We start from the raw sequence: 23,001 nt of genomic DNA on the forward strand, positions 1-23,001 counted from the left end.
AGCGTAACCCGCCCGGCCGGTCTCTACTCGACCGGACGCCTTGCGGGTCGAGTAGAGACGCGCCCACGCTGGGGCATGACCACCCCCACCCTGAGCGCCCGGCAGGCGCACGTGCAGGCGACCCTTCAGGCCCTGTGGAACCCAGGCGCGTACCGCGATCCGCAGCCTGGGTACGAGGCGGTGCGCGCCCTGGACCCCTCCGGGGTGGTGGCCGCGCCCGAGTGGGGCAGCGCGTTCGTGACGTCACACGCGGCGAACAGTGCCCTCCTGCGTTCCCCGGCGGCGCGCAGCGGAGCGATCATCTCGCAGGTCCCGGCCGACACCGCCAGTCTGCGCCTGCTGCAGCCCATGATGCTGTTTCACAACGGCGTGTCGCACCAGCGGCTGCGGGGGCTGGTGCAGTCGGCGTTCACGCCGCGCGTGGTTGCCGAGCAGCGCGAACTGGTGCGCGCACTGGTCAGCGACCTGCTGGCCGGGCTGCCCCACAACCAGGAGGTGGATCTCGTGGCGACCTTCGCGGCGCCGCTGCCCGCGCGGGTGATCATGCACATGCTGGGCCTGGAGGGAGACGACGAGGCGAAATTCATCCGCTGGACACAGAGCGTCGCGGACCTGCTCGCCGGTGACGGCCACACCCCGGAGCTGATGGCGCGGCTGGAAGCGGACGCCCGGGAGATGAGCACGTACTTCCGGGACCTCGCGGACGAACTGCGCGCCCACCCGCGCCCGGGCCTGCTCAGCGCCCTGGCCGCCGCCGAGGACGGCGGGGAGCGCCTGAGCAGCGCTGAACTGCTCTCGAACGCCGCGCTGCTGCTTGCCGCCGGGCACGAGACGACCAGCAACCTCATTCCAGGCGGCCTGCTGGAACTCGCCACGCAGCCCGGCGCGTGGACCGCCCTGACCGCCCGGCCCGACCACCCGAACGTTCCCGATGAGCTGCTGCGCGTGGTGTCACCCGTGCAACTCGACGGCCGTACCCTGGCCGCCCCCCTGACCGTGCCGGGCGCCGGAGGCCGCGAGGTGCCGCTCGCGGCAGGCACGCACGTGCAGACCATGCTGGCCGCCGCGAACCGCGACCCGGAGGTGTTCCCGGACCCCGCGCGGATCGACTGGGACCGCCCGAACAGTGCCCGGCACCTGGCCTTCGCCGCGGGCGCCCACTACTGCCTGGGAGCGTCCCTGGCGCGCCTGGAAATTGCGGAGGTGTACGCCGCCCTCGCCACGCGCTTTCCGCAACTGCGCGTGACCGACCCGCGCCCGCCGTTCAAGCCGAACCACGTGCTGCGCGGCCCGCTGGAACTTCGTGTGCGCCTGAACGGCTGAGCCGAGCTGACCGTGGCGTTGGCCTACCCCCGGGCGCGGCGGGAGGTGCCGGGCGTGGGCACGGGCCGGATGCCGCCCGCTTCGGCGCGAACGTGGCCCGCTGGGTGGGGTATGACGCGGTGCCAGAACTGGTGGCGCAGGCGCGGAGCAATGCGCCGTACGCCGCGTTTCACACCTGGAACGGCAGGGGTGTGATCCCCATGCCCCTGCGCGGCCCATTCGACCTGATCGTGTCCCGCCGGGGGCCCACGTCGGTGATTCTGCGCCTGCCTGAACTCGCCGCGCCGGACGCCGCATTCCTGGACGTGGGTCCGCGCCGGACCGTCCCGGCGGTGCCGGAACGGCTGGCCGCAGTGGGCTGGGCCGTGCAGGGCGAGTGGCGCGTGAGCGTCCCGGCCCGCGTGCCCACCCGGGCAGACTGGGTGACGCGCTGCAAATGGATGAACGAGCCCGCGCGGGTTCCCGACTGGGACGCCCACGCCGGGCCGGGCGGCCTGCCGTACCGGGAGGAACGTTACGTGGTGCTGGCCGCGCCGTCGCCGCTCAGCCCGGCGTAAACGGCGCCGGTGAAGGCCAGGCCGTGTGCCGGCACGTTCGCACCGGCGCGCGAGCGTGCGCGGCTGTTCAGGATGGCGCGGACGTCGTCGGGATCCAGGCGGTCCTGGCCGGCCAGCAGCAGCGTGCCGACGAGGCCCCGGACCATGTGCCGAAGGAAACTCTCCCCGTGCACCGTCACCTCCCAGATCAGCGGTCCAGGCTGCACGTGCAGGTGCCGCAGGTCCCGGACCGTCTGACGGTCCTCCTGCGTGGCGAACGCCGCAAAGTCGTGCGTGCCGGTCAGGGCAGCGGCGGCGGCGTTCATGGCCGTCACGTTCAGGGGGTGCGGGATGTGCAGGGCCCGCGCGTGCCACAGGGGGTGACGCTGCGGGTGCACCAGCAGCCGGTACACGTACTGCCGCTCCGTGCAGGCGAACCGCGCGTGAAAGCCCTCCGGGGCGTCCGCGGCAGCCAGCACGGCCACGCTCGCTGGCAGGTACGCGTTCAGCGCCCGCGCCAGCCGCCCGGGTGGCACGCGGAAGGTTTCCGGGACGTCCACGTGCGCCGGCATCGCCTCTGCGTGCACGCCAGCGTCCGTGCGGCCCGCAGCGACCGGCCGGAACGCTCCGCCACCCAGTCGCCTCAGCGCCTCGTGCAGGGTGTCCTGCACACTCGGCGCGTTCGGCTGGGACTGCCACCCTGCGTACGGCGTGCCGTCCCACGCGACCGTCAGGCGCAGCCGCCGGTGCCGCTCCGGAGGGCGGAAGTCAGGCCGGTCGTCTGGAAGGAACAGGCGGGGTGCAGTCATGCGTTCTCAGGGTAGCGTAGGCTTTCTCACGGCCCGAGCACGGTGCAGGCGATATGCTGCCTCGCGATGCAGAGCGTGCGGAAGTGGGTGTGCGTGGCGGCGCTGCTGTCCGGCGGGGCTCTCGCCGCAGGATCGTACCGGGTGCAGTCCGGCGACACGCTCAGCGGCATCGCCGTGCGGGCCGGTATCAGCGTGTCGCAACTGCGCGCCGCGAATCCCCACCTGAAGAACGCGGACGCCGTGCAGGCCGGCTGGGTCCTGACCGTGCCCGCGCCGGGCCGGGGCGCTCCTGCCCGCAGCGGCGCTGCGGCCCGGCGCACGCACACCGTCAGAAGCGGGGAGAACCTCACCGTGATCGCCGCGCGCTACGGCCTGAACCTGACGCAGCTGCTCAGTGCCAACCCCGCCTACCGGAACGGAAAGGCCCTGTGGGCCGGGGCGAAACTGGTGATTCCGGCCCGCACGGCGCCCGCCGCGAACCGCGTCACGATCCGCGCGGCCAGCACCCGCGCCAGCGCGTGGGCGTGGCCGCTGCCCGGACATCACGCGATCAGCAGCGGCTACGGAGAGCGCGTGCTGGAAGGCGAAGCCGAAATGCACTACGGCGTGGACATCGTGGCGCCGCAGGGCACGCCGGTCCGCGCGGCGCGTTCCGGGCGGGTGCTGGAATCCCGCCCGGACTTCGAACGCGGCTGGGGGTGGACGGTCGTGCTGGAGCACCCCGACGGCTGGATCACCCGGTACGCCCACCTCAGCACGAATCTCGTGAAGGTCGGGGAGCTGGTCGTGCAGGGACAGCCGGTGGGGCGGGTCGGCAACACCGGGCGCAGCACCGGCACGCACCTGCACTTCGGCACGTACCTCCGCTGGGATCCGCATGACCCGCTGAGCCTGTACTGATGCCTGCCGCGCACGTGCACTACGCCGAAGGGCATGGCGAGGCGGCTCGCGCGGCCCTCCACGCGTTCCTGACTGCCCTGGCGGGCCACCCGGGCTTCCTGGGTGCGGAGCTGCTCCTGTCACCCGCGCAGCCGGGCCTGACGCTCGTCGCCAGCCGCTGGGCCGGCGAGGTCCCCCCGCTGCCCGTTCCGGATGGCGTGCGCGCCTGGGTCTTCCAGGTGCAGGCTGCCCAGCTGCCCGGGTGATCCACCCAGGCACCCTGCGCCCGGCCTACAGGTCAGGCAGGTACGCGCTGAGTTCACCCATCAGGTCCCGGGCAGTCAGGTCGATGCGCACGGGCGTGACACTGATGTACCCGGCATTCACCGCGCCGTAATCGGTGGTGTCGTCGTGCGCGTCTGCCGCGCGGCTGGTGCCGGCCACCCAGTGGTAGTCGCGTCCCTCAGGGTCCTGCCGGGTCACGATGGTGTCCTCCCAGCGGTGCTCCCCCACCCGCGTGACCCTCACGCCGCGGGGCATTCCAGCAGGGAAATTCACGTTCAGCAGCGTGCGCGGGGGCAGACCGCGCTCAAGAACCTCCTGGGCCAGCCGCGCGGCATAGGCGGCGCCCGGCGCGAAATCATACTCGCCGGCCGGCGTGGCCTGCTGGCTGAATGCCAGCGAGGGTACGCCCAGGGTCATGCCCTCAATAGCGGCGGCGACCGTACCGGAATGGGTGAGGTCATCCCCCAGGTTCGGACCCAGATTGATGCCACTGACCACCAGGTCGGGCGGCCCGGTCAGGTGAGCGCCCAGTACCACGCAGTCGGCGGGCGTCCCGTCCACCCGGTATGCGGGAATGTCACCGAAGCCGGCGCTGGCCGTGTGCTTGAACCGCAGTGGACGGCGGATCGTGATGCCGTGACCCACGGCGCTCTGTTCCACGTCCGGTGCACTCACGACCACATCCGCGAAGGTGCTCATGGCGAGGGCCAGGGCCTTGATGCCAGGGCTGAAAATTCCGTCGTCATTCGCGACCAGGATTAATTTCCGACTTCCGGTGCTTGCCATGCCGCAGGGTAGCGCCAGGGGCAGCGCGGCCGCATGCGGACTTCGCCATGGAGAACCTTGAGCCTCCCCTGCCAGGAAACGCTTTCCGGTCCGGCAGTCCCCACACCCTCCGGAGCGACCTGGCCCGCGCCGGTAGGGACCTTCAGGGCCGCCGGAATCCGGGGGCTGACCGGTCACACAGGTGCTGAGCCAGCATCGGCCACTGAACCCCAGGCTCCGGGATGTCTTTGCAGTGCCTTCTTACCGTGCATGGTGAGGCAGGTGCGGGCTCCCCTTCCGCGACCCGTTGCTCCACAGCGCTGAGGGCCGTCCTGGTGTCCCGGCCCGCACGACCCGGTTGACGCGGCTCCGGTTGCTCCGCTCCACACGTCCAGCAGCGCCGTCGCCGCGTTCACGTTGCAGCGGAGCAGGGTCGTAGGGTGGCGGGATTGCGCCGGATTCGCCGCAGCGGCGTCCTGCCGCTCCAGGACCGCAAGGGGTCGCCCCCACGCGCCCTGCACGAGAAACTCCAGTGGTCTGCTGGCAAGGGCCGCCGAGCCCTTCAGGCTGTGGGCTCCTGAAACAGATCAACTCTCAGTCGGTGTGGCGTCAGCGCACGGGCTCCAGCTGCGGACAGCGCGGCTCGTCCCTCGACAAGAGGCGTGGCGTCAGCGCACGGGCTCCAGCTGCGAACAGCGCGGCTCGTCCCGCGACAAGAGGCAAAGCAGGAGGTGCACTGTTCCCACGCCGGACGCCCTGAACAGCCAGTCCCGGGCACAGCGGGCGGACCTTATTGGCCTGCGGTGTGCCGTCGCCCCGGCGGGCGCACCTGGGGCCGCACTCTGGCCCGGTTCAGGTGTTGCCTGAGGAGCGCCCGTGGAAGCGGGCGTGCTGCCAGAAGCCCACGAAATCTTCAATCTGCGCCAGGAACCGCGAGAAGTCCGCTTCTTTCACCCAGTAGGAACTCGCTGCGAGGTCGTAGGCCCGCCGGATGTCCGTGGGCTGATCGGAGGTGGTGAGCATCACCACCGGCAGGAGCCGCAGCGCCGGGTCCTCACGGATGGCCTGCAGCACCTCCAGGCCGGTCATTCCGGGCATGTTCACGTCCAGAATCACGACGTCCGGAAGGGGCTGTTCGTCGCTGCGCAGCCAGGCCAGGGCTTCCGGACCTGTGGAGCACAGGTGCACGGCCGCCTTGTCCGGCAGCATGGCGAAGGCCTCTTTGGCCAGCATGCGGTCCGCGGCATTGTCGTCCACGAGCAGGATGGACAGTGAGGTGGGGTGGGCGCTGGCCATGACACCTTATGGTAGGCCTTTACGAACGTGCGGCTGTGCGGATGTACCGGTGCCCCTCTTGGGGGAGGTGCCTGCTCCTGCTCGCCGGGCGCGGGCACGCACCCAGGCTGGCCGGGCGGACGTCTGAAGCGCGGTACGGGCAAGTGCATCATGGTGCGGCTGTGCCGTTGAGGGGGTGCTGCGTGGTGGCCCCGGCGTGCCCCGAAGGCTCTGCGGGGACGTCTGAGCTGCGTCAGAAGAAGCCCGGCGAACTGCACTCAGCGTGTCTCCAGGCAGGTGCTCTGGGGGCCGCGAGGGCGCATGCCGGCTCTTTTGAAGCAGGGGGCACACGACCGGTTCAGCCTGGACTGTTCGTGAGGCGCTGGACTCTCGCTGTTGCGCATGGTTGAAGGCGGCCCACTGGCCGCCCCTGGTTGAAAGTCGTGTTATCCGCGTGGCCGCCTCCCGGCGCTCACGCGGGGAGTTCAGGGCGTAGCGATGTGGCCCAGCGAGAGGCGGCCCATCAGTTCACCAAGGTGTTTGGAGGTGACGGGCAGAACCACACGGCCTTTGAGGTACAGGGCGCTGTCGCTGTGAACGGTCTGGCGTTTCACGTCGCGGAGGTACACGGTGTAGGTGCGGTGCTCGATGGTGAAGCGGACGCGGTCCATGGTGCCGGGCACCCATGAGAAACTCAGTTCGGTTAATGCGGTCATTGACGCACCTCTCCCCTTTCGGCGCTGGGTGATTCGCCGTTCCTGGTCAGTATGCCCGCTGGCGGGTCCCGTTAAAGTTCAGCCCTTGCAGTTGTCTGGTGCGGGAACGTCTAGGATGGAGCATGCTTCTTCTTCAGGGACAGTATGAGGTGGGCCCGACCAAGCGCCTGACTATCATCACGGACGCGCATGGTCTGCCGCGGGGCACTTTGCTGTCTGACGTGGAGGCTGTGGTGGAGGCCTGCGCGGCCAACGGTGGTCAGTGTGACGTGCAGGTGAACACGGCGTATGGCGTGATGCAGGGGCGCATCCAGGAGTACCCTTCGACCCGCAAGCATCACCGGTACTACCAGGGGCACATGGCGTTCCTGCGGCCGGCCCTGCGGGCGGACGGCTGATCGTGGATAGCGTCATTTTCGCCATGGTGCGTCAGGTGGCGGCCACGTGGTACGCGATGGCTGGGCTGCAGGGGCATTCTGCGGAACAGGCCGGCGAGGTGGCCATGCAGCAGGCGTCCTTGTTTCTCAGTGACCTGGGGATTGTGGAGCATGCCGGGCCGTACCTTGACGGTGCGCGCAAGGCGCTGGGAACGGCGCAGGATCTGGGTTTCGGAGCCTGAGCAGCGCCCGGGGCGGCATCGTCCATGGGCGGGGGGCTGCGGGCGTATGGTGAGGCATGAAAGGTCTGTTGTGTGTGATCCTGCTGCTGGGGACCGCTGACGCTGACGCTTTTCCCGCCCTGACGCATGTGGAGCAGGTGCATCCGCCGTCCGGTCAGGGGGTGGAGGTGCGGCGCGTGGCGTGCAGTGCGCCGGGCAGACCAGTGTTGGCGGCGGCGTTGACGCTCGAGCCGGCCGGGGCGCTGTCCTGGCAGGTGGTGCAGCTGGAGACGAACGAGGCGGGCGCGGAGGTTCTGGCCGTGGGCCGGACGCTGCCGCAGATTCAGCCGCACTACGCGCGGTACGTGACGCGCGGCGCGCCGGTGGGTCGGGTAACGTTCACGGCGCTGGTGGGGACCTGGAAGTTGTTCGGGCTGAAGTTCAGCTGGCAGGACGCGACGTACCGCTGCGTGCTGTCCTGACACGCGCGGGGCCCTGAAGAAAGGCCCCGCGGACGGTTCAGTGACCTGCCGGCTCTACTTTCCCTGCTGGGAGAGTTTCAGGTAGTAGGCGCTGCTTTTGTCGTTCGGGTCAAGTGCCACGGCCTGCATGTAGGCGGCGCTGGCACCGGCGTAGTCCTTGCGTTCGTAGCGGACGCGGCCCAGCCACGCCCACGCTTTGGCGTAGCGGGGGTTCTGCTGCGTGGCGGCCTGGAAGCCGGTCTCTGCGGCGGTCCTGTCGCCCGCGGCGTACCGGGCGTACGCGGCGCGGTAGGTGCGGACGGCAGTCAGGCCGTAGGTCTGCGCTTCCTGCGCGAGTGTGAGGTTGTACCGGTCGGCGGCAGTGGGTTTGGGCAGGGCGCTCAGGGCGGTGTAGGCCTCCAGGGCCGCCTGGGGGTTGCCGAGTTCCAGGGCCAGCCGGCCGGCTTCGCGCTGCGCGTCCGCGAAGTTCGGGGCGCTGCGTGCCGCTTCCTGGAAGCCGGCGAGCGCCTGCGCCTTGCGCCCGGCGTCGAGTTCGCCGTAGGCGCGGCTGAAGGCGCGGGTGGCGGCGGGACCGTACTGGGCGGCGCTGACGCTGAGGCTGCGGAAGTACGTGAGGGTTTTGTCGCCTGGGTTGAGGCTCAGCGCGCGGTCGTACAGGGTCTGCGCCTGCGTGTAGTTCCCGGCTTCCAGGGCGGTGCGGGCGGCCCAGGCGGCGCACTGGGCGCTGCGGGGGTCGAGGGTCAGGCAGGTCTGGAAGAACGCGGCGGCCTGATCGGGCTGGTTGCGGGTGTACGCGGCGTAGCCGAGGTTGTACTGCACGTTCGCGGCGCTTGTCGCCTCAGCCGCGTTCTGGGTGGCGGGCGCCACCTTGAAGTAGGCGTTCCAGGCAAGTTCCGCCTGACGCCAGAAGCGCACCTCGGTGTAGATCTCCGCGCGGAGTTTCAGAAAGTCGGCGTTGTCGGGTGCGGCAGCGACGGCGGCCTCGGCAGCGGCGGCGGCCTGTTTCCAGAGCGGCTGATCGATGTTCGCGCTGCCTCTGGGGTAGGCGGCGCGCGCCCGCTCGGCCAGGGTGCGGGCGGTGGTGGCGTGCGCGGCGGCGCTCTGCGGCGCCGCCTGCGCGGGCGCCGAGGGGGCACCGGGGGTCGTCTGGGCGTGGGCAGTCAGGGTGCCGGTCAGGGCCAGCAGCAGGGTCAGGGAACGCATGCGTACTCCTTTCAGGAAAGGGGCGGAAGGGGGGTGGATGGTCTCCCGGTCATGCAAGCAGGTCCGCCTGACGCCCGGGTGGCCACTTGGGTAAGGGTGACTTCATCTTCCGCGCCCCTTGCCGGGAGGTGACTATGGGAGGCGGGTCAGGGTCGGGCGCGGAGCGGTCTGGTAAAACAGGAGTACTGTGACGGACCCTGCTGCCCCCCGCGTGTATCCCCTGCGCCTGTACGGCGACCCGGTGCTGCGCCGTAAAGCCAAGCCTCTGCATGCCACGGATCTGCTGACCGTCCCGGGTTTCGGCCCGCAGACGGTGCGGCAGGTGGCGGACACCATGCTCGAAACGATGTTCGAGGCGCATGGCGTGGGGCTCGCCGCGCCGCAGATCGGTCTACCCGTGCGGTTGTTCGTGGCCGTGGAGTACGAGGATGACGAGGAGGAGAACGAAGGGCAGGAAAAGCCCCTGAAGTCCCGCGTGCTGCGCGAGTACGTGATGCTCAATCCGACCCTGAAGGTCATGGACAAGAAAAAGGACCGCTCGTACCAGGAGGGCTGCCTGAGCATTCCGGGCATCTACGAGGAGGGCGTGCCGAGGGCGCGGGCAGTGCAGGTGAGTTACACCGATCTGGACGGCCAGGCGCGCGTGATAGAGGCTGATGATTACCTCGCCCGGGTGTTTCAGCATGAGGCTGATCACCTCGACGGCGTGATGTTCCTGGACCGCCTGCCGCCGGAGGTGACCGAGGACTACCGCAGGGAACTGCTGGCGATTCAGCAGAAGTCCCGCGCGTTCCTGAATGACCTTGCGCTGCGTGAGCGGCAGCGGCGGGAAGAGGCGAGCCTTTGACCGCGCCCCGCGTGGCGTTTTTCGGGTCGCCGGCATTCGCGCTGCCCGTGCTGGAGGCCATCCGCGCACGGTTTGAAGTGACGCTGGTGGTCGCGCAGCCGGACAAACCGGTCGGGCGGGGCCTGAAACTCACGCCGCCGCCTGTCGCTGCGCGCGCCGCCGAGCTGGGCCTGCCACTCGCACAGCCCCGGAAACTGCGGGGCAACGCGGCCTTCGAAGCGCAGCTGCGTGACTCGGGGGCAGAGGTCGCCGTCACCTGCGCGTACGGGAAGATCCTGCCGCTCAGCGTGCTCACGGTGCCGCGCTTCGGGTTTCTGAACACGCACACCAGTCTGCTGCCCGCCTACCGGGGGGCCGCGCCGATTCAGTGGGCCTTGATCCGCGGGGAGAGCGTGACCGGCACGACCATCATGCAGACGGACGAGGGCATGGACACCGGCCCCATTCTCCTGCAGGAGCCGCTGCCTATCGCGCCGGAGTGGACCAGTGTGGAACTCGCGGACGCGCTCAGCTCGCAGGCGGCGCGCCTGATCGTGCAGGCCCTCGCCAGTCTGGACGCCCTCTCCCCCACTCCGCAGGACCACGCGCGCGCCACGCACGCCCCCATGCTCGTCAAGGAGGACGGGTTCGTGCGCTGGGCTGACACCGCGCGCCAGATTGTGAACCGCTCCCGGGGCGTGGCGGCGTGGCCGCAGACGACAGCGTTTCTGGGGGGCGCGCGGCTGAAGCTGGGTGGCCTGAGCGTCACGGACGGCCAGGGGGCGCCCGGCGAGGTGCTGAACGTCACCGCGGGGGGCGTGACGGTCGCTGCGGGTGAGGCGGCCGTGCTGATCCGCACGGTGCAGCCGGAGGCCCGCAAGGCGCTGCCGGCGGCCACCTGGGCGCAGGCGTCGGGGGTCACGCGCGGGGCGCGGCTGGACCTCTGGGAACCCCCCGCCTCCTGAGGGCGTACCCGGGGCCATGAGCCTCACCTTTCCGCTGACCCTGGAATTCAAGTTCAGTCTTTTCACCGAGCTTCGGGTCACCGACGCGGGCGGCCAGCTGGTGGCCGTGGTGAAGGAAAAGACCTTCAGTGTGCGGGACGAGGTCCGGGTGTTCCGCGATGAGCACAAGCAGGTGCAGACGCACCGCATGAAAGCCCGCGGGTTCATGGCCGGCGCGCTCGACTGGAAGGCGCGGCGCCTGATCGAGCGTACGGACGGCTCCCCGGTCGGGGCGCTGCAGGCACAGGGCATGCGAACCCTGTGGGGCGCCGCCTACGACCTGCTTGGCCCAGACGGTGAGGGCCGGTTCACCATTCGTGACGATCATCCGTGGCTGGGCGTCATCGAGGGCCTTCTGGACGCCATTCCGTTCGTCGGGGATTTTATCGCCATGGGTTTCGACTACCTCGTGAACCCCACGTACACCGTCACGGACACCGCTGGGCAGGCGGCGTACCGGGTGCATAAGAAACGCAGCGTGTTCGCGCGGCGCTTCACGGTGGAGGAACTTCAGCCGCGCGGCGGCCAGGACGACGAACTTGTCCTGCTGGGGCTGATTCAGCTGATTCTGCGCGAACGCGAACGCGGGTAACCATGCGGCCGGAGGACCAGCAGACCTGCCTGGCCCTGATGGCTTTCCTCGACGCCTACTGGCGGCACACCGCCGCGGGCGGCACGGGAACACCGCTGGGTTCACTGCGTTCTGAGGGAAGGGGGCCGGGCAGCCTGGCGCTGATCGAGCAGGCGCGTGAAGACGGCGCAGCGCTGGCCCGCGCGCAGGCCAGCAGGAACGCAGCTGAACGCCGCTCAGGAAGCTGAGCAGGCGGCGCCCGGCCGGGCATTCAACCCTTCCAGCTGGGCACGTGCTCGCCGTACTGGGCGTAGGCGTCGCAGCGCTCACGCAGGACGCACGCCCCACATTTCGGCCGGTGCCAGGTGCAGACGCGCTGCCCGTGGCGCAGCAGGTTCACGTGAAGCTCGTACAGAAAGGGCGGGTCGGGCGGCAGGAGTTTCAGCAGCGCGCGGTGCGCGGCCTGCTCCCCCATTTTTGGGATGGCCCCCATGCGGGTGGTGGTGCGGTGCACGTGAGTATCGACCGGGAACACCGGCCGGGCGTAGTTGAACAGCAGCACCAGGCTGGCTGTCTTGATGCCCACGCCGGGCAGGTCGGTGAGCCACTTCAGGGCGTCCTTGACGGGCAGGTCGCGCAGAAAATCGAGGTTGTAGCCGCTGGGGGAATCCCGGATGGCAATCAGGGCCTGCTGGATCCGCGGCGCCTTGCTTTCCGGGTAGTTGCTGCGGCGGATGGCGTGGGCGACCGCGTCGGTGGGCGCGGCGATGATGTCGTCCCAGTTTCCGAGCGCGCGAAGTTCCTGGTAGGCGGCATCCTCGTCGCGCCAGTTGGTGCGCTGGGACAGGATGGTGCTGATCAGTTCGTGCATCGGGTCGCGGCGGGGGTCGAGGGGCCGTTCGCCGTACTCGGCGCGCAGCTGGTCTTTTACCCAGGTGAGCAGTTCGGCCCGCTCCGGTTCGGGGCGGGCCGCGTTCAGGGGAGCGGGGGTGGTCATGGCCTCAGGACTGCTGGGGGGTGCTGTCCCCTTCGACCTCGTCGCGCCCGCCTTCGGCCGGGTCGGGTTTCGCGGCTGGATCAATGTCGGGGTCCTTGCCGCGCGCCTGTTCGGGAATGTCCTGACGCTGACCTTCGGCGGGGGACTGGTTGGCGGGGTCGTACCCGGTTTTCTGATCGTCGGTCATGCCTTTCAGCTTGCCCGGCAGTTCGGGTGCGGGGATGCGAGGGGCCTCAGGGGCCCTTCATGTGCGTGGAGGCGGCCCCTGATGCGAGGAGCCGCCTTCACTGTCAAGAGGTTTACATCGCTTCGAGCATCAGCCGGTCAGGGTTCTCCAGCAGGCGGATGACTTCCTTGCAGAAGCGGGCGGCTTCGGCGCCGTCCACGAGGCGGTGATCGAAGGAGAGGCTCAGGTACATCATGTGCGCCACGACGATGTTGTCGTGCTCGTCCACGATGGCGCGTTTCTGGATCGAGTGCACGCCGAGAATGGCGGCGTCGGGCACATTGATGATCGGGAAGGAGAACAGCGCACCGATGGAACCGATGTTCGTGATGCTGAAGGTGCTGCCAGCCAGTTCGTCGGCCTGGAGCTTCCCGGCCTGGGCGCGGCCGGCGAGGTCGGTCACCTCACGCGCGAGGTCGAAGATACTCTTGTGGTTGACGTCCTTCAGAACCGGCACAGTCAGGCCGGCGTCCGTGGCGACAGCCATGCCGATGTTGAAGTAGCGTTTGTGCACGATCTCCTGCGTGGCCTCGTCGAAGGAACTGTTCAGGCTGGGGTACTTGCGCAGCGCCGCAGCGACGGCCTTGAAGATGAACGGCAGGTACGAGAGCTTCACGCCGGCCGCCGCAGCGTCGTCCTTCACGCGGGCGCGGAACGCCACGAGCCGGCTGAGGTTGACCTCGTCCACGGTCAGGGTGCGGACGGTGTACAGGTGGCTGGCGACCATCTGGTTGCTGATGGCGCGGCGCATTCCGCGCAGCGGCACGCGCTCTTCGAGGTGCTCGTAGCCTTTGGGCGTGCGGTACTGCACGGGGGGGACAGGCAGCCCCCCGGCGGCGGGGGTCCTGGTGGGGGCGGCCGGGGTGGACAGAGCCGGGGCAGCTGGCGGGGTGGGCGCGGGGACGGCGTTGCCCTGCCCCTGGTGCGCGAGGACGTCCGTGACGCGGACGCGGCCGTTGGGGCCGCTGCCGCGCACCTGCGTCAGGTCGAGGTTCAGTTCGCGGGCCAGCTGGCGTGCGGCGGGCACAGCCAGCACGCGGCCGTCGGGGCGCGCCGCGGGCTGCGCGGGCGCGGCCTGAGGCGCCGCCTGGCGCTGGCCGAGGCCCTGCACCTGCACTTTCTCATCACTGGAGAACGCCTTGAAGAGACTGCTGGAGTCGTCGTCGGCCTTGTTGTGCAGGTGTCCGGCTTCCACAATGCTGCCGCCCACCTGTTCGCGTTCTTCCTGCGCCTGCGGGGGCAACGCCACCGCCGGGCCGTTGCCGGCGCTCGCCTGGACGCCCTGCGTGGCGCTGGGGGCGCCCGCGCCGCCGGTTTCGTCGATCAGGGCGATGGCCGCGTGAACGGCCACCACGTCGCCTTCCCCCGCAAGCCGTTTGCTGAGCACGCCCGCCACAGGGCTGGGCAGTTCCACGGTGACCTTGTCGGTCATGACTTCGCACAGCGGCTGTTCGAGGGCAATGGTGTCGCCCTCCCGGACGAGCCATTTGAGAATTTCACCCTCGACGACACTCTCGGCGAGTTCAGGCAACAGCACTTCTTTCATAGGTGACCTCACTTGGAGCAGGGGACGTTCAGCGCAGCACGGTGGCGCGCAGCAGTCCGTAGATGATCAGGAGAAGGCCCAGGACCTGAATCCAGCGTTCGCCGCGGGCGTACACCCAGGCGCTGAGGCCCAGCGCGGCGAACATGCCGCCGATGGCGAGGCTCTGCCAGGGTTGGCTCAGCTTGCCGGCCAGGGCGTACAGCGTGAAGCCGATCAGCAGGCCCAGGGTGCCCAGCAGGGGGCGCAGCAGGTCAGGTCGCATGGAACGGAGCTTAATGGGTCGGGGCTTCAGTAGTTCAGGGCCTGCACGCACGCCGCCACGATGCGGTTCGCGCCGGGCAGGTACACCTTGTCCTGCACGTACGGGTACGGCGTGTCGAACCCCGCCACCTGCCCGACGGGCGCGGTGAGGAAGTCGAACGCCTGTTCCTGAATGACGTACGCGACCTCGCCCATGAAATTACTGATGCGGGGTGCTTCGCTGACCAGCACGGCCCGCCCGGTTTTCTGAACGCTGGTGAGCACGCGGTCGCGGTCCCAGGGGACCAGGGAGCGCAGGTCAATGACCTCCACACTCACGCCCTCGGCGCCCAGGGCGTCGGCGGCTTTCTCAAGGTCGGGCATCACGCCGCCGTACCCGATGAGGCTCAGGTCGCTGCCTTCGCGGCGGATGGCGGCCTCGCCGAGTTTCACGGTGTAATCGTGGTCCGGCACCTGGCCCTTGGCGGCGCGGTACAGGCGCTTGGGCTCGAAGTAGATCACGGGGTCCTCGCCCCGCAGCGCTGCTTTGAGCAGTCCTTTCGCGTCGTAGGGGGTGCTGGGCATCACGACTTTCAGGCCCGGGGTGTGCGTGTAGTAGCTTTCGGGGCTCTGGCTGTGGTGGTGCCCGCCCTTCACGCCGCCGCCTGAAGGCGTGCGGATAACCATAGGCGCCGTGAACTGCCCGCCGCTGCGGTAGCGGATCTTGGCCGCCTGCGAGATGATCTGATCGAAGCCGGGACCCATGTAGTCCGCGAACTGAATCTCCGCGATGGGCCTCAGGCCGCGCACGGCCATGCCCACGGCGGCGCCCACGATGCTGGCCTCGCTGAGAGGCGTGTCGAACACGCGGTGCTTGCCGAAGCGTTCCTGCAGCCCGGCCGTCGCCATGAACACGCCGCCGCGTGCGCCGACGTCCTCGCCGAACAGCACGACGCGGCTGTCGCGCTCCATCTCCTCGGCGATGGCCTCGGTTACGGCCTGAATGAGGTTGATCGTGCGGCCGCTGGTCATGGGGGTCATCTCGGGGCGGTCCTGGGTGGCGGTCATGCGCGCCCGCCCTGACCCGCGCTCTGTTCGGCGCGCAGGAACGCCTCCTGCTGGCGCAGGTGATCAGGCAGGTCGGCGTACACGTCCTCGAACATGATGCGCCAGTCGGGCTGCCCGGTCGCTTCGGCCCTGAGGACCTGTTCGTCCACCTCGCGGTGGGTGCGGGCGATCAGGGCGGCGCGCTCCTCGGCGCTGACCGGGTGGCCGAGGTGCTCCAGGAGCTTCTCAAGGCGGGTGATGGGATCGCGGGCCAGCCAGGCGTCGACCTCCTCGCGGGTGCGGTAGTGCTTCTCCGCGTCGGCATCGGCGTTGCTGTGCGAACCAACACGGTAGGTCAGGCATTCCACGAGCGCGGGGCCGTGCCCGGCGCGGACCTGCCCGGCGGCGTGCGCACAGACTTCCATCACGGCAATGATGTCGTTGCCGTCCACGTAGTAGCCGGGCATGCCGTACGCCCTGGCCTTGATGTGAATGGTCTCGCTGGCCGTCTGCTCGCGGATGCTGGTGCTGATGGCCCACTGGTTGTTCTCGCAGACGAACAGGGCGGGGGCCTGGGCGGCGCCGGCCATGTTCATGCCGGCGTGCCAGTCGCCTTCGCTGGTGGCGCCGTCTCCGAAGGTGCAGACGGTGATCTCATCCACCCCGAGGTACTTCTGCGCCATTGCGTTGCCGGCGGCGGGCGGCACCTGCGACGCGATGGAGGAGCTGATGGACACGAAGTTCTGCCGCCTGGCCGCGAAGTGGTGCGGCATCTGGCGGCCGCGGCAGGTGTCGCTGTTGGTGCCCAGGCACTGGCTGATGAGCTCGTCCATGGGCACGCCCATGGCGAGGCCCAGGGTGTGGTCGCGGTAGTACGGCCAGACCCAGTCGTGCCCGACGCGAATGGAGCGGGCCAGGCCGACCTGGGTGGCTTCCATGCCGCTGGACTGCGCGTAGAAGGTGGTGCGGCCCTGCCGGAGCAGGGTGATGAGTTTGCGGTCGAATTCGCGGGCCTGAAGCATCAGGCCGTGCAGTTCGCGCAGCACGTCCGGTGTGAAGCGTTCCGGGAGGGGCTGCACCGGCGTCCCGTCTTCCGCGACGAAGCGGATGGGCTCGGGGGTGAAGGGTTGAATCATGGGCTGGTGCCTCCTGACCGGTACAGGTGCGCGCGTGCGCGGGGGCTGCGCCGGAATCAATCTGTCTAGCAAACGCTCGTTAGGCATTTTAGACGGTTTGTCCTCCAGCCGGGAGGGGCGGCCTCCCTGGCGTGAGGCACAGATCCGGCGGGCGGCGCTGTTGCCCGCCCCATCGCGCAGTGCCGTCCATTCACCCTGGACGACAGAAGCGTCAGGTGGTGAAGAACACCAGGTCTGCCGGCACATGCGCCGGAACAGCTCTCCCCTCCCCCGCCGGCCCCAGCCTCTCTGCCAAAGTGCGCGCCTCTTCCAGATACGCGGCGTACGGCACCGGCCCGACCGCGCGGGCAGGCCGCAGCTCACCAAACAGATCGAGGGGCGCCCGGTCACCCGGGTGGGTCCAGGCCCCGCTCATCCAGTCGAAAGTGTACTGCGCAACGAACCGTTCGCCGTACTCCGCCACAAATTCCACGGCGGCCAGCAGGAACTCCACTTCGTCATCCGTGGCCCACGGCGCAAGGTTCAGGCGCGTCCAGCCCGGCTTCACGCCGTCCACGTGATTCAGGGCGCACTGCATGTACCGCTCGCTCGTCTGGTCATCCACGTTCAGCAGCACGTGTCCATACGGCCCGGCACACGCGCAGCCACCACGGGCCTGAATCCCGAACAGGTCATTCAGGAGCCGCACCACCAGCCGCGGATGCAGCTGCAGCCCACCTCCTGTGAACGTCAGGAACGACAGGAACGCCAGGCGCGGCGCGTCCAGGTTGCCCAGCAACTGCACGCGTGGGTTGGGCCGAAGCCGGGCCAGGGCCCGGGCGTACAGGTCATGCTCACGGGCAGTCAGCTGCTCCGTTCCCAGGTCCGCTTTCACGCGGAAGGCCAGGGCCGTGCGGATTTTGCCCAGAATGGCGGGCGTTCCGGCGTCCTCGCGCACCTCGATGTCCTCGACATAGATCTGCCGCTCCCGGTTCACGAAACGCACCGTGCCGCCCCCCGGCGTGCTGGGCACCTGCAGGCGGTACAGCTCCTCCCGGAAGCACAGCAGACCCGGCGTACCGGGGCCCCCCACGAACTTGTGCGGGCTGAGGAACACTGCGTCGTACCCGTCGGGCCGCCCGGGCTTCATATCGATCGGTACGTACGGCCCACTCGCCGCAAAATCGAAGAAGGCATACGCGCCGTGGGCATGCAGGATGCGCGCCACGGACCGCGTATCGGTGAGCAGGCCAGTGACGTTGCTCGCCGCGCTGAACGACCCGATCCGGGGCCGCCCGGCGTAGCGGGGGTCCTTCAGGGCGTCCACCAGAGCCTCCAGATTCAGGTTGCCCTTCTCGCACAGGGGAATTTCAACGACCTCGGCGAGCGTTTCGCGCCAGCTGATCTCGTTGCTGTGATGCTCATAGGGCCCCACGAAGACCACGGGCCGCTGCCCGGCAGGCAGGGCCGCCAGCACTGCACTGCGGTGCTGGGCCGCCACTGACAGCCCCAGGATGTCCTGAAGGCGCCGCACAGCGGCCGTACTGCCAGACCCACAGAACACCAGTTTGCAGCTGGGGTCACCTCCCAGCTGACTTTTGATGTACTCGGCGGCCTGGTGGGTCAGGTGGGTGGAGTGCGCGCCCGTGGCACTGTCCTCGGTGTGCGTGTTGGCGTACAGCGGCAGGGCCAGCGTAGCAATCCGGTCCTCCACGCTGCGCAGCGCCCGGCCAGAGGCGACGTAATCGGCGTAGGTGACGCGACGCTCCCCGAACGGCGTGTGAATCAGGGTGTCGGAACCGATCAGATCGGCGCGCAGCTGGGCAAACTCCATGCCTCATGGTAGGGGTCAGGTCCCCCGGCCCTCAACGGGCCTGATCGGGCAGTCCGATCAGGGTGCGGCTTACGCTGCGCCTGCCGGAGAGGCGCTACACTGGTGGGCTGATGAACGGCTGGAATGTCATTGTCATTGGTGGTGGGCACGCGGGACTGGAAGCGGCGTGGGCCGCTGCAAAGTTCGCCCGCGTGGCCCTGCTGATCAGCAATCCGGCCACGGTAGGCCGCATGCCCTGTAACCCGGCCGTGGGCGGCCCGGGCAAAAGCCAGCTTGTGTTCGAGCTGCAGGCCCTGGGAGGCCTGATGGGCCGGCTGGCCGATGAGACAGCCATTCACACCCGCATGCTGAATGCCAGCAAGGGACCGGCTGTTCAGTCCCTGCGGGTGCAGAACGAAAGGGACGCCTACGCCGAGCGGGCCCAGGACGTCATTTTCGAGCATCCGAACATCGACATTCTGCGGGGCGAGGCTGCGGACCTCGAAGAGGACGGCCTGGGCGGCTGGCGGGTCGTGACCACGGATGGCCGGCGCCTGCCTGCCCGGTCGGTGGTGGTGGCGGCCGGGACGTTCATGCGAGGCGTTACGTGGTACGGCCGGCAGTCACGCGCCGAGGGCCGCCAGGGTGAACCGCCTTCCCGGTTCCTCTCCGCTCCGCTGGCACGCGCCGGGCACGTGCTCAAGCGCTACAAGACCGGCACGCCACCCCGCGTGCGGGCCGACGCGGTGAACTTTGCGGCGCTGCTGGAGATCCCGGCCGACCCGGCCCCGCGGGGCTTCACAGGAACGCCAGGACCCCGGGCGGCGACGTCACCCACCTGGCAGACGCACACCACTCCGGACACCCACCGCCTGATTCAGGAGAATCTGCACGAGTCCCCGATGTTCGCTGGGGACATCGAAGGCCTGGGACCCCGGTACTGCCCCAGCATTGAAGACAAGGTGGTGCGTTTCGCCCATCACGACCGGCACCTGCTGTTCGTCGAGCCGGACGGAGTGGAAACCAGCGAGGTGTACCTGCAGGGCTTCAGTTCCTCCCTGCCGCCGCACCTGCAGGATCAGCTGGTGCGGACCCTTCCAGGTTTTGAGCAGGCGGTTATTCAGCGCTATGCGTACGCCGTGGAGTACGACGTGGTGGACTCCACCGAGCTCACGCTGAATCTTGAGTCGAAGCTGTTGCCCGGCGTCTTCACGGCCGGCCAGATCAATGGCACAAGCGGCTATGAAGAGGCTGCCGCCCAGGGGCTCATCGCCGGGACGGCGGCGGCGCGCCGGGCTCTGAATGAGCCTGAACAGATGATCGGGCGGGAGACCGGGTATATCGGGGTGCTGCTGGACGAACTGGTCTTCAAGGGCAGCAGTGAGCCGTACCGCATGATGACGAGCCGCGTCGAGCACCGTCTGCTGGTGCGGCAGGACAATGCCGACGAGCGCATGACGCCGCTGGGGCATGCGCTCGGGCTTGTGGACGCCACTGAACTGAGGCGCGTTCAGGCCAAGTACGCGCGGGTCCAGGCGGGTATGAACGCCCTGAGCGCGCAGCGCATCCAGGGACAGACGGGGGACGCCTGGCTGCGCCGACCGGAATTCAGCCTGCCCGATGTGGAGGCAATGGGCTTTGTGCTGCCCGCGATGGCGCCAGCCGAGCGCGAGGCGGTGGAGATCCGGGTGAAATACGCCGGTTACATCCGGCGCGCCGAGCAGCAGCTGAAGTCCGAGGACCGGGCGAGGGAGCTGAGTCTGGAAGGCCTGGATTTTTCCAGTATTCCCTCGCTGTCCAATGAGGCGCGCGAAAAACTTACCCAGGCACAGCCTCGCACCGTGGACCAGGCCAGCCGGATTTCAGGCGTGCGGCACGCGGACCTGAGTGCCCTGCTGGTGTTTCTCCGCCAGCGTGGCGCACCTGGTAGAACAGAGGGTGCTTCACGGGAAACCTGACGGTGAAACAAAACCAACTCTGAATTTCCTCTTGACTGGAAGCTCCTCCGTTTGACCTCACTTTCGTTTCACGGGAAACTTGACGGTGAAACAAGAGGAGGAGCACGATGAGGACGTTTGAACAGGGCCTGCTGCTGGGCATCCTGATTGGCGAAGGGCACTTCGGGGGGGACGGCAAACAGCCCCAGATCACGCTGCGGATGCACACCCGGCACGAGCGGCTCTTTGAAACGCTGCTGCGTCTGTGCCCAGGTTCAAAACTGTACGGGCCCTACCACCACGGCGGCAGACGCTATTTTCAGTGGATGGCCCGCGGGGACGCGCTGCGCAACACGCTGCTGCCCATGCTTGAGACCCTGCCGCTGGAGGAAATTGATGAACACGTATACGAGAGGTACCAGGAAATGAAAGTCCGGTACGGGCTGTGACTCCGGAGGGCGAGGCCCTGCTGCTTCAGGGAACCGCAGAGCTGGGGCTCACGGTAGAAGACCATCTGCCGGCGTTCGCGCACCTCCTAGAGCTGCTCGTCGAGGCGAACAGCCGCGTGAATCTCACCGCCCTGAAAACCGAGGCGGAGATCATCCTGAAGCACTTCGTGGACTCCCTGACCTGCCTGCGGGGCGGCCATCTCAACGGCGAGGGCCAGGTGCTGGACCTCGGGACCGGCGCCGGCTTTCCAGCCCTGCCGCTGGCGATCATGCAGCCCGGCGCCACCTTCACGCCGCTGGACTCCATCCGCAAGAAAATTGACTTCGTCCGGGGCGCCGCCGACGCCCTGAACCTCCCGAACGTCACCCCGCTCGTGGGCCGCGCCGAAACGCTGGGCCGCGACCCGGAGCACCGTGAACGCTACGACCGGGTCGTGTGCCGGGCGGTGGCCGCCCTGCCCATCCTGGCCGAACTGGCGCTGCCGCTCCTGAGGCCTGGAGGTCTGGTGGTCGCGCAAAAAGGCCCCATCAGCGAGGAAGAACTGCGCGCTGGCCGCCGCGCCGCGGGCGAGGTCGGGGGCCGGGTCACCGAGGTCGACGCCTTTACGCTGCCGGTCCTGGGGGACGCCCGCACGCTGATCGTGATGCAGAAGGTGGGGGCCACCCCTGGGAAATACCCACGGCGCGAGGGCGTGCCCAACCAGCAGCCGCTATTCTGGACGGCACGGTGAACGGATTGCCACACGAGAACAAAATGCAGGTGACGCTGTGAAGGTCCTGGGCGTCGTCAATCAGAAAGGCGGGGTCGGGAAGACCACCACCGCCGTGAACCTCGGCGCCTACCTTGCGGCCAGCGGCAAGCGCGTGCTGCTGCTGGACATGGACCCCCAGGCGAACGCCACGAGTGGGCTGGGCCAGCGGGGCGCTCAGCAGGGCCTGTACGAGGCCCTGGGCGAACCGGCCCGCGCGACGGAGTACACCGTCGCGACCTCCCAGGCGAACCTGTTCCTGCTGCCGGCTACCCCGGACCTTGCGGGCGCCGGCGTGGAACTCGCGGAGGACCCAGACGCCCTGACGCGCCTGCTGGCCTCCATCCGCGGCTACGACGTGGTCCTTATCGACGCGCCGCCCAGCCTCGGACCGCTGACCGTGAACGTCCTGGCGGCCGCGGACGCGCTGCTGATTCCCCTGCAGGCCGAGTATTACGCCCTGGAGGGCCTTGCCGGCCTGATGGAAACTGTGGAGCGCGTGCAGGGCGGCCTGAACCCACGCCTCAAGGTTCTGGGTGTGGTCCTGACCATGTTCGATGGGCGCACCAACCTCTCGCAGGAGGTGGAAAGCATGGTGCGTCAGCATTTCGGGGAACTGGTGTTCTGGTCGGTGGTCCCGCGTAACGTGCGGCTCTCTGAGGCCCCGAGCTTCGCCAAACCCATCAATGCCTTCGCGCCGCTTTCGGCAGGCGCCGCTGCGTACAAACGCCTGAGTGAGGAGGTGATGCAGCGTGTCGAAAAAATCTAGCCTGGGCCGCGGCCTCGACGCCCTGCTCGGCAAACCGGCCGACGCGCCCCGCGAAGGAGGCACCGCCGTCCAGACCCTGCGCACCGACCGGATCGTGCAGGCCGCGTACCAGCCGCGTCAGGTGTTCACGCCCGATTCCCTGGCGGAACTCGCCCAGAGCATCCGCGACAAGGGAGTTCTTCAGCCGCTGCTGGTCCGTCCCCGCGACGATCATTTTGAGATCGTTGCCGGGGAACGCCGCTGGCGCGCCAGTCAGCTCGCGGGCCTGACGGAACTGCCCGTCATCATCCGGGATCTGGGGGACCGCGAGGCGCTGGAGATCGCAATCGTGGAGAACCTCCAGCGTGAGGATCTCGGGCCTCTGGAAGAAGCCCGCGCCTACCAGGCCTTGTTGGAGCAGGGCCTGAACCAGGAGGGCGTGGCACAGGCGGTCGGCAAGAGCCGCAGCGCCGTGTCCAACGCCCTGCGTCTGCTCACCCTGCCGGACGGCGCCCTGCGTGCCCTGGACGCCGGGCAGATCAGCGCCGGTCATGCCCGCGCCATCCTGTCCCAGCCCGATGGCGACCGTGCCTGGGCGCTGGAGCAGATTACCAGCCGCAGCCTCAGCGTGCGGGAGGCCGAGGCGCTGAAACGCGAGAAACGTGAACCCACACCCATCAAGGTGAATCCGCCGCGTGCGTTCCGGCAGCTGGAACTGGACCTGAGCCGCCGCACCGGTACCCGCGTCCGCATCACGGGAGAGGACAAGGGGCGCGTGGAACTGAACTACGCTTCGCGTGAGGAACTTGAGCGCATCCTGGAGCTTCTCGGCTACGCCGCCGAGGAGTAGAGCAGCAGTGCA

At 68.8% G+C, this 23,001-nt stretch carries 27 protein-coding genes; 15 read left to right on the plus strand and 12 right to left on the minus strand.

Annotated elements, in window-relative coordinates; all coding sequences use genetic code 11:
- Positions 1–75 precede the first annotated feature (75 nt).
- Positions 76–1,323 (plus strand): cytochrome P450, encoded by a 1,248-nt coding sequence (locus LAJ19_RS12850; RefSeq protein WP_225476142.1) that lies wholly within the window; start codon positions 76–78, stop codon positions 1,321–1,323.
- A 92-nt stretch (positions 1,324–1,415) separates the two neighbouring features.
- The gene (locus LAJ19_RS12855; protein ID WP_225476143.1) at positions 1,416–1,880 is read left to right on the plus strand and encodes a class I SAM-dependent methyltransferase; all 465 of its coding nucleotides are present in this window, start codon (positions 1,416–1,418) and stop codon (positions 1,878–1,880) included.
- Here LAJ19_RS12855 and truA read toward each other — a convergent pair.
- Complete coding sequence (gene truA / locus LAJ19_RS12860) at positions 1,838–2,668, minus strand: tRNA pseudouridine(38-40) synthase TruA (RefSeq protein ID WP_225476144.1); 831 nt, start codon at positions 2,666–2,668, stop codon at positions 1,838–1,840. The genes LAJ19_RS12855 and truA overlap by 43 nt on opposite strands.
- A gap of 66 nt (positions 2,669–2,734) precedes the next feature.
- Between truA and LAJ19_RS12865 the strand changes: the two genes are divergently transcribed.
- Both LAJ19_RS12865 and LAJ19_RS12870 read left to right on the plus strand, forming a co-directional pair.
- Complete coding sequence (locus LAJ19_RS12865; RefSeq protein WP_225476145.1) at positions 2,735–3,568, plus strand: peptidoglycan DD-metalloendopeptidase family protein; 834 nt, start codon at positions 2,735–2,737, stop codon at positions 3,566–3,568.
- Positions 3,568–3,813 carry an antibiotic biosynthesis monooxygenase family protein gene (locus LAJ19_RS12870; RefSeq protein WP_225476146.1) on the plus strand — a complete coding sequence of 82 codons (246 nt, stop codon included), beginning with the start codon at positions 3,568–3,570 and terminating at the stop codon, positions 3,811–3,813. The genes LAJ19_RS12865 and LAJ19_RS12870 overlap by 1 nt, the downstream gene beginning before the upstream one ends.
- 25 nt (positions 3,814–3,838) lie before the next feature.
- Here LAJ19_RS12870 and surE read toward each other — a convergent pair whose 3' ends face one another.
- The 3 genes from surE to LAJ19_RS12885 form a co-directional block, all read right to left on the minus strand.
- Entirely contained in the window at positions 3,839–4,618 is a 780-nt protein-coding gene (gene surE, locus LAJ19_RS12875; protein ID WP_225476147.1) for a 5'/3'-nucleotidase SurE, read from the minus strand.
- 831 nt (positions 4,619–5,449) lie between these two features.
- Positions 5,450–5,893, minus strand: a complete 444-nt coding sequence (locus tag LAJ19_RS12880; RefSeq protein ID WP_225476148.1) for a response regulator — start codon at positions 5,891–5,893, stop codon at positions 5,450–5,452.
- A 464-nt stretch (positions 5,894–6,357) separates the two neighbouring features.
- Positions 6,358–6,588 carry a hypothetical protein gene (locus LAJ19_RS12885; RefSeq protein ID WP_225476149.1) on the minus strand — a complete coding sequence of 77 codons (231 nt, stop codon included), beginning with the start codon at positions 6,586–6,588 and terminating at the stop codon, positions 6,358–6,360.
- 122 nt (positions 6,589–6,710) lie between these two features.
- On the opposite strand from LAJ19_RS12885, the gene LAJ19_RS12890 reads away from it, so the two are divergent.
- From LAJ19_RS12890 to LAJ19_RS12900, 3 genes are read left to right on the plus strand one after another with little or no spacing between them, the layout of a single operon-like run.
- Positions 6,711–6,986, plus strand: coding sequence for a hypothetical protein (locus tag LAJ19_RS12890; protein ID WP_225476150.1), 276 nt, complete (start codon positions 6,711–6,713; stop codon positions 6,984–6,986).
- Between the two features lie 2 nt (positions 6,987–6,988).
- Positions 6,989–7,207, plus strand: a complete 219-nt coding sequence (locus LAJ19_RS12895; protein WP_225476151.1) for a hypothetical protein — start codon at positions 6,989–6,991, stop codon at positions 7,205–7,207.
- Positions 7,208–7,263: 56 nt separating this feature from the next.
- Positions 7,264–7,668 (plus strand): hypothetical protein, encoded by a 405-nt coding sequence (locus tag LAJ19_RS12900; RefSeq protein WP_225476152.1) that lies wholly within the window; start codon positions 7,264–7,266, stop codon positions 7,666–7,668.
- A gap of 54 nt (positions 7,669–7,722) precedes the next feature.
- On the opposite strand, the gene LAJ19_RS12905 is transcribed toward LAJ19_RS12900, so the two are convergent.
- Positions 7,723–8,871, minus strand: coding sequence for a tetratricopeptide repeat protein (locus LAJ19_RS12905; RefSeq protein WP_225476153.1), 1,149 nt, complete (start codon positions 8,869–8,871; stop codon positions 7,723–7,725).
- A 187-nt stretch (positions 8,872–9,058) separates the two neighbouring features.
- Here LAJ19_RS12905 and def point away from each other — a divergent pair, with 187 nt between their 5' ends.
- From def to LAJ19_RS12920, 3 genes are read left to right on the plus strand one after another with little or no spacing between them, the layout of a single operon-like run.
- On the plus strand, positions 9,059–9,718 hold the full coding sequence (gene def, locus LAJ19_RS12910) for a peptide deformylase (protein ID WP_225476154.1): 660 nt from the start codon (positions 9,059–9,061) through the stop codon (positions 9,716–9,718).
- Positions 9,715–10,662 carry a methionyl-tRNA formyltransferase gene (fmt, locus tag LAJ19_RS12915; protein ID WP_225476155.1) on the plus strand — a complete coding sequence of 316 codons (948 nt, stop codon included), beginning with the start codon at positions 9,715–9,717 and terminating at the stop codon, positions 10,660–10,662. The genes def and fmt overlap by 4 nt, the downstream gene beginning before the upstream one ends.
- Before the next feature lie 16 nt (positions 10,663–10,678).
- Positions 10,679–11,293, plus strand: a complete 615-nt coding sequence (locus LAJ19_RS12920; RefSeq protein ID WP_225476156.1) for a hypothetical protein — start codon at positions 10,679–10,681, stop codon at positions 11,291–11,293.
- A gap of 250 nt (positions 11,294–11,543) precedes the next feature.
- Here the strand turns inward: LAJ19_RS12920 and LAJ19_RS12925 are convergent, their stop codons facing one another.
- The 7 genes from LAJ19_RS12925 to LAJ19_RS12955 all read right to left on the minus strand — a co-directional run bounded on the left by LAJ19_RS12925 (position 11,544) and on the right by LAJ19_RS12955 (position 18,277).
- Complete coding sequence (locus LAJ19_RS12925; RefSeq protein ID WP_225476157.1) at positions 11,544–12,269, minus strand: monofunctional DNA glycosylase; 726 nt, start codon at positions 12,267–12,269, stop codon at positions 11,544–11,546.
- Positions 12,270–12,273: 4 nt separating this feature from the next.
- Positions 12,274–12,456, minus strand: coding sequence for a hypothetical protein (locus LAJ19_RS12930; RefSeq protein ID WP_225476158.1), 183 nt, complete (start codon positions 12,454–12,456; stop codon positions 12,274–12,276).
- Between the two features lie 112 nt (positions 12,457–12,568).
- Positions 12,569–14,041, minus strand: a complete 1,473-nt coding sequence (locus LAJ19_RS12935) for a dihydrolipoamide acetyltransferase family protein (protein ID WP_225476159.1) — start codon at positions 14,039–14,041, stop codon at positions 12,569–12,571.
- A gap of 28 nt (positions 14,042–14,069) precedes the next feature.
- Positions 14,070–14,303, minus strand: a complete 234-nt coding sequence (locus LAJ19_RS12940; protein WP_225476160.1) for a hypothetical protein — start codon at positions 14,301–14,303, stop codon at positions 14,070–14,072.
- 26 nt (positions 14,304–14,329) lie between these two features.
- Complete coding sequence (locus tag LAJ19_RS12945) at positions 14,330–15,349, minus strand: alpha-ketoacid dehydrogenase subunit beta (RefSeq protein ID WP_225476161.1); 1,020 nt, start codon at positions 15,347–15,349, stop codon at positions 14,330–14,332.
- Positions 15,346–16,464, minus strand: coding sequence for a thiamine pyrophosphate-dependent dehydrogenase E1 component subunit alpha (locus LAJ19_RS12950; RefSeq protein ID WP_225476162.1), 1,119 nt, complete (start codon positions 16,462–16,464; stop codon positions 15,346–15,348). The genes LAJ19_RS12945 and LAJ19_RS12950 overlap by 4 nt, the downstream gene beginning before the upstream one ends.
- Positions 16,465–16,675: 211 nt before the next feature.
- On the minus strand, positions 16,676–18,277 hold the full coding sequence (locus LAJ19_RS12955) for an aminotransferase class V-fold PLP-dependent enzyme (RefSeq protein ID WP_225476163.1): 1,602 nt from the start codon (positions 18,275–18,277) through the stop codon (positions 16,676–16,678).
- Positions 18,278–18,387: 110 nt separating this feature from the next.
- Between LAJ19_RS12955 and mnmG the strand changes: the two genes are divergently transcribed.
- The 5 genes from mnmG (at position 18,388) to parB (ending at position 22,989) form a co-directional block, all read left to right on the plus strand.
- Positions 18,388–20,214 carry a tRNA uridine-5-carboxymethylaminomethyl(34) synthesis enzyme MnmG gene (mnmG, locus tag LAJ19_RS12960; protein WP_225476164.1) on the plus strand — a complete coding sequence of 609 codons (1,827 nt, stop codon included), beginning with the start codon at positions 18,388–18,390 and terminating at the stop codon, positions 20,212–20,214.
- A 107-nt stretch (positions 20,215–20,321) separates the two neighbouring features.
- Positions 20,322–20,642 (plus strand): hypothetical protein, encoded by a 321-nt coding sequence (locus LAJ19_RS12965; RefSeq protein WP_225476165.1) that lies wholly within the window; start codon positions 20,322–20,324, stop codon positions 20,640–20,642.
- Positions 20,639–21,373, plus strand: coding sequence for a 16S rRNA (guanine(527)-N(7))-methyltransferase RsmG (gene rsmG, locus LAJ19_RS12970; protein ID WP_225476166.1), 735 nt, complete (start codon positions 20,639–20,641; stop codon positions 21,371–21,373). Before LAJ19_RS12965 ends, rsmG begins: the two co-directional genes overlap by 4 nt.
- Before the next feature lie 4 nt (positions 21,374–21,377).
- Positions 21,378–22,160 (plus strand): ParA family protein, encoded by a 783-nt coding sequence (locus tag LAJ19_RS12975; RefSeq protein WP_255639851.1) that lies wholly within the window; start codon positions 21,378–21,380, stop codon positions 22,158–22,160.
- Entirely contained in the window at positions 22,144–22,989 is an 846-nt protein-coding gene (parB, locus tag LAJ19_RS12980) for a ParB/RepB/Spo0J family partition protein ParB (RefSeq protein ID WP_225476168.1), read from the plus strand. Before LAJ19_RS12975 ends, parB begins: the two co-directional genes overlap by 17 nt.
- Positions 22,990–23,001 lie beyond the last annotated feature (12 nt).

The sequence above is a fragment of the Deinococcus taeanensis genome, from assembly GCF_020229735.1.
GTDB lineage: Bacteria > Deinococcota > Deinococci > Deinococcales > Deinococcaceae > Deinococcus > Deinococcus taeanensis.

Excerpts from the sequence above, each read along its gene's own strand:
- LAJ19_RS12950 (WP_225476162.1), bottom strand. The coding sequence starts at position 16,464 with ATGATTCAACCCTTCACCCCCGAGCCCATCCGCTTCGTCGCGGAAGAC.
- surE (WP_225476147.1), bottom strand. The coding sequence starts at position 4,618 with ATGGCAAGCACCGGAAGTCGGAAATTAATCCTGGTCGCGAATGACGAC.
- LAJ19_RS12940 (WP_225476160.1), bottom strand. The coding sequence starts at position 14,303 with ATGCGACCTGACCTGCTGCGCCCCCTGCTGGGCACCCTGGGCCTGCTG.
- LAJ19_RS12930 (WP_225476158.1), bottom strand. The coding sequence starts at position 12,456 with ATGACCGACGATCAGAAAACCGGGTACGACCCCGCCAACCAGTCCCCC.
- LAJ19_RS12885 (WP_225476149.1), bottom strand. The coding sequence starts at position 6,588 with ATGACCGCATTAACCGAACTGAGTTTCTCATGGGTGCCCGGCACCATG.
- LAJ19_RS12965 (WP_225476165.1), top strand. The coding sequence starts at position 20,322 with ATGAGGACGTTTGAACAGGGCCTGCTGCTGGGCATCCTGATTGGCGAA.
- LAJ19_RS12925 (WP_225476157.1), bottom strand. The coding sequence starts at position 12,269 with ATGACCACCCCCGCTCCCCTGAACGCGGCCCGCCCCGAACCGGAGCGG.
- LAJ19_RS12920 (WP_225476156.1), top strand. The coding sequence starts at position 10,679 with ATGAGCCTCACCTTTCCGCTGACCCTGGAATTCAAGTTCAGTCTTTTC.
- LAJ19_RS12935 (WP_225476159.1), bottom strand. The coding sequence starts at position 14,041 with ATGAAAGAAGTGCTGTTGCCTGAACTCGCCGAGAGTGTCGTCGAGGGT.
- mnmG (WP_225476164.1), top strand. The coding sequence starts at position 18,388 with ATGAACGGCTGGAATGTCATTGTCATTGGTGGTGGGCACGCGGGACTG.
- LAJ19_RS12865 (WP_225476145.1), top strand. The coding sequence starts at position 2,735 with ATGCAGAGCGTGCGGAAGTGGGTGTGCGTGGCGGCGCTGCTGTCCGGC.
- LAJ19_RS12945 (WP_225476161.1), bottom strand. The coding sequence starts at position 15,349 with ATGACCGCCACCCAGGACCGCCCCGAGATGACCCCCATGACCAGCGGC.
- LAJ19_RS12880 (WP_225476148.1), bottom strand. The coding sequence starts at position 5,893 with ATGGCCAGCGCCCACCCCACCTCACTGTCCATCCTGCTCGTGGACGAC.
- LAJ19_RS12850 (WP_225476142.1), top strand. The coding sequence starts at position 76 with ATGACCACCCCCACCCTGAGCGCCCGGCAGGCGCACGTGCAGGCGACC.
- truA (WP_225476144.1), bottom strand. The coding sequence starts at position 2,668 with ATGACTGCACCCCGCCTGTTCCTTCCAGACGACCGGCCTGACTTCCGC.
- LAJ19_RS12870 (WP_225476146.1), top strand. The coding sequence starts at position 3,568 with ATGCCTGCCGCGCACGTGCACTACGCCGAAGGGCATGGCGAGGCGGCT.
- LAJ19_RS12905 (WP_225476153.1), bottom strand. The coding sequence starts at position 8,871 with ATGCGTTCCCTGACCCTGCTGCTGGCCCTGACCGGCACCCTGACTGCC.
- LAJ19_RS12955 (WP_225476163.1), bottom strand. The coding sequence starts at position 18,277 with ATGGAGTTTGCCCAGCTGCGCGCCGATCTGATCGGTTCCGACACCCTG.
- LAJ19_RS12890 (WP_225476150.1), top strand. The coding sequence starts at position 6,711 with ATGCTTCTTCTTCAGGGACAGTATGAGGTGGGCCCGACCAAGCGCCTG.
- LAJ19_RS12900 (WP_225476152.1), top strand. The coding sequence starts at position 7,264 with ATGAAAGGTCTGTTGTGTGTGATCCTGCTGCTGGGGACCGCTGACGCT.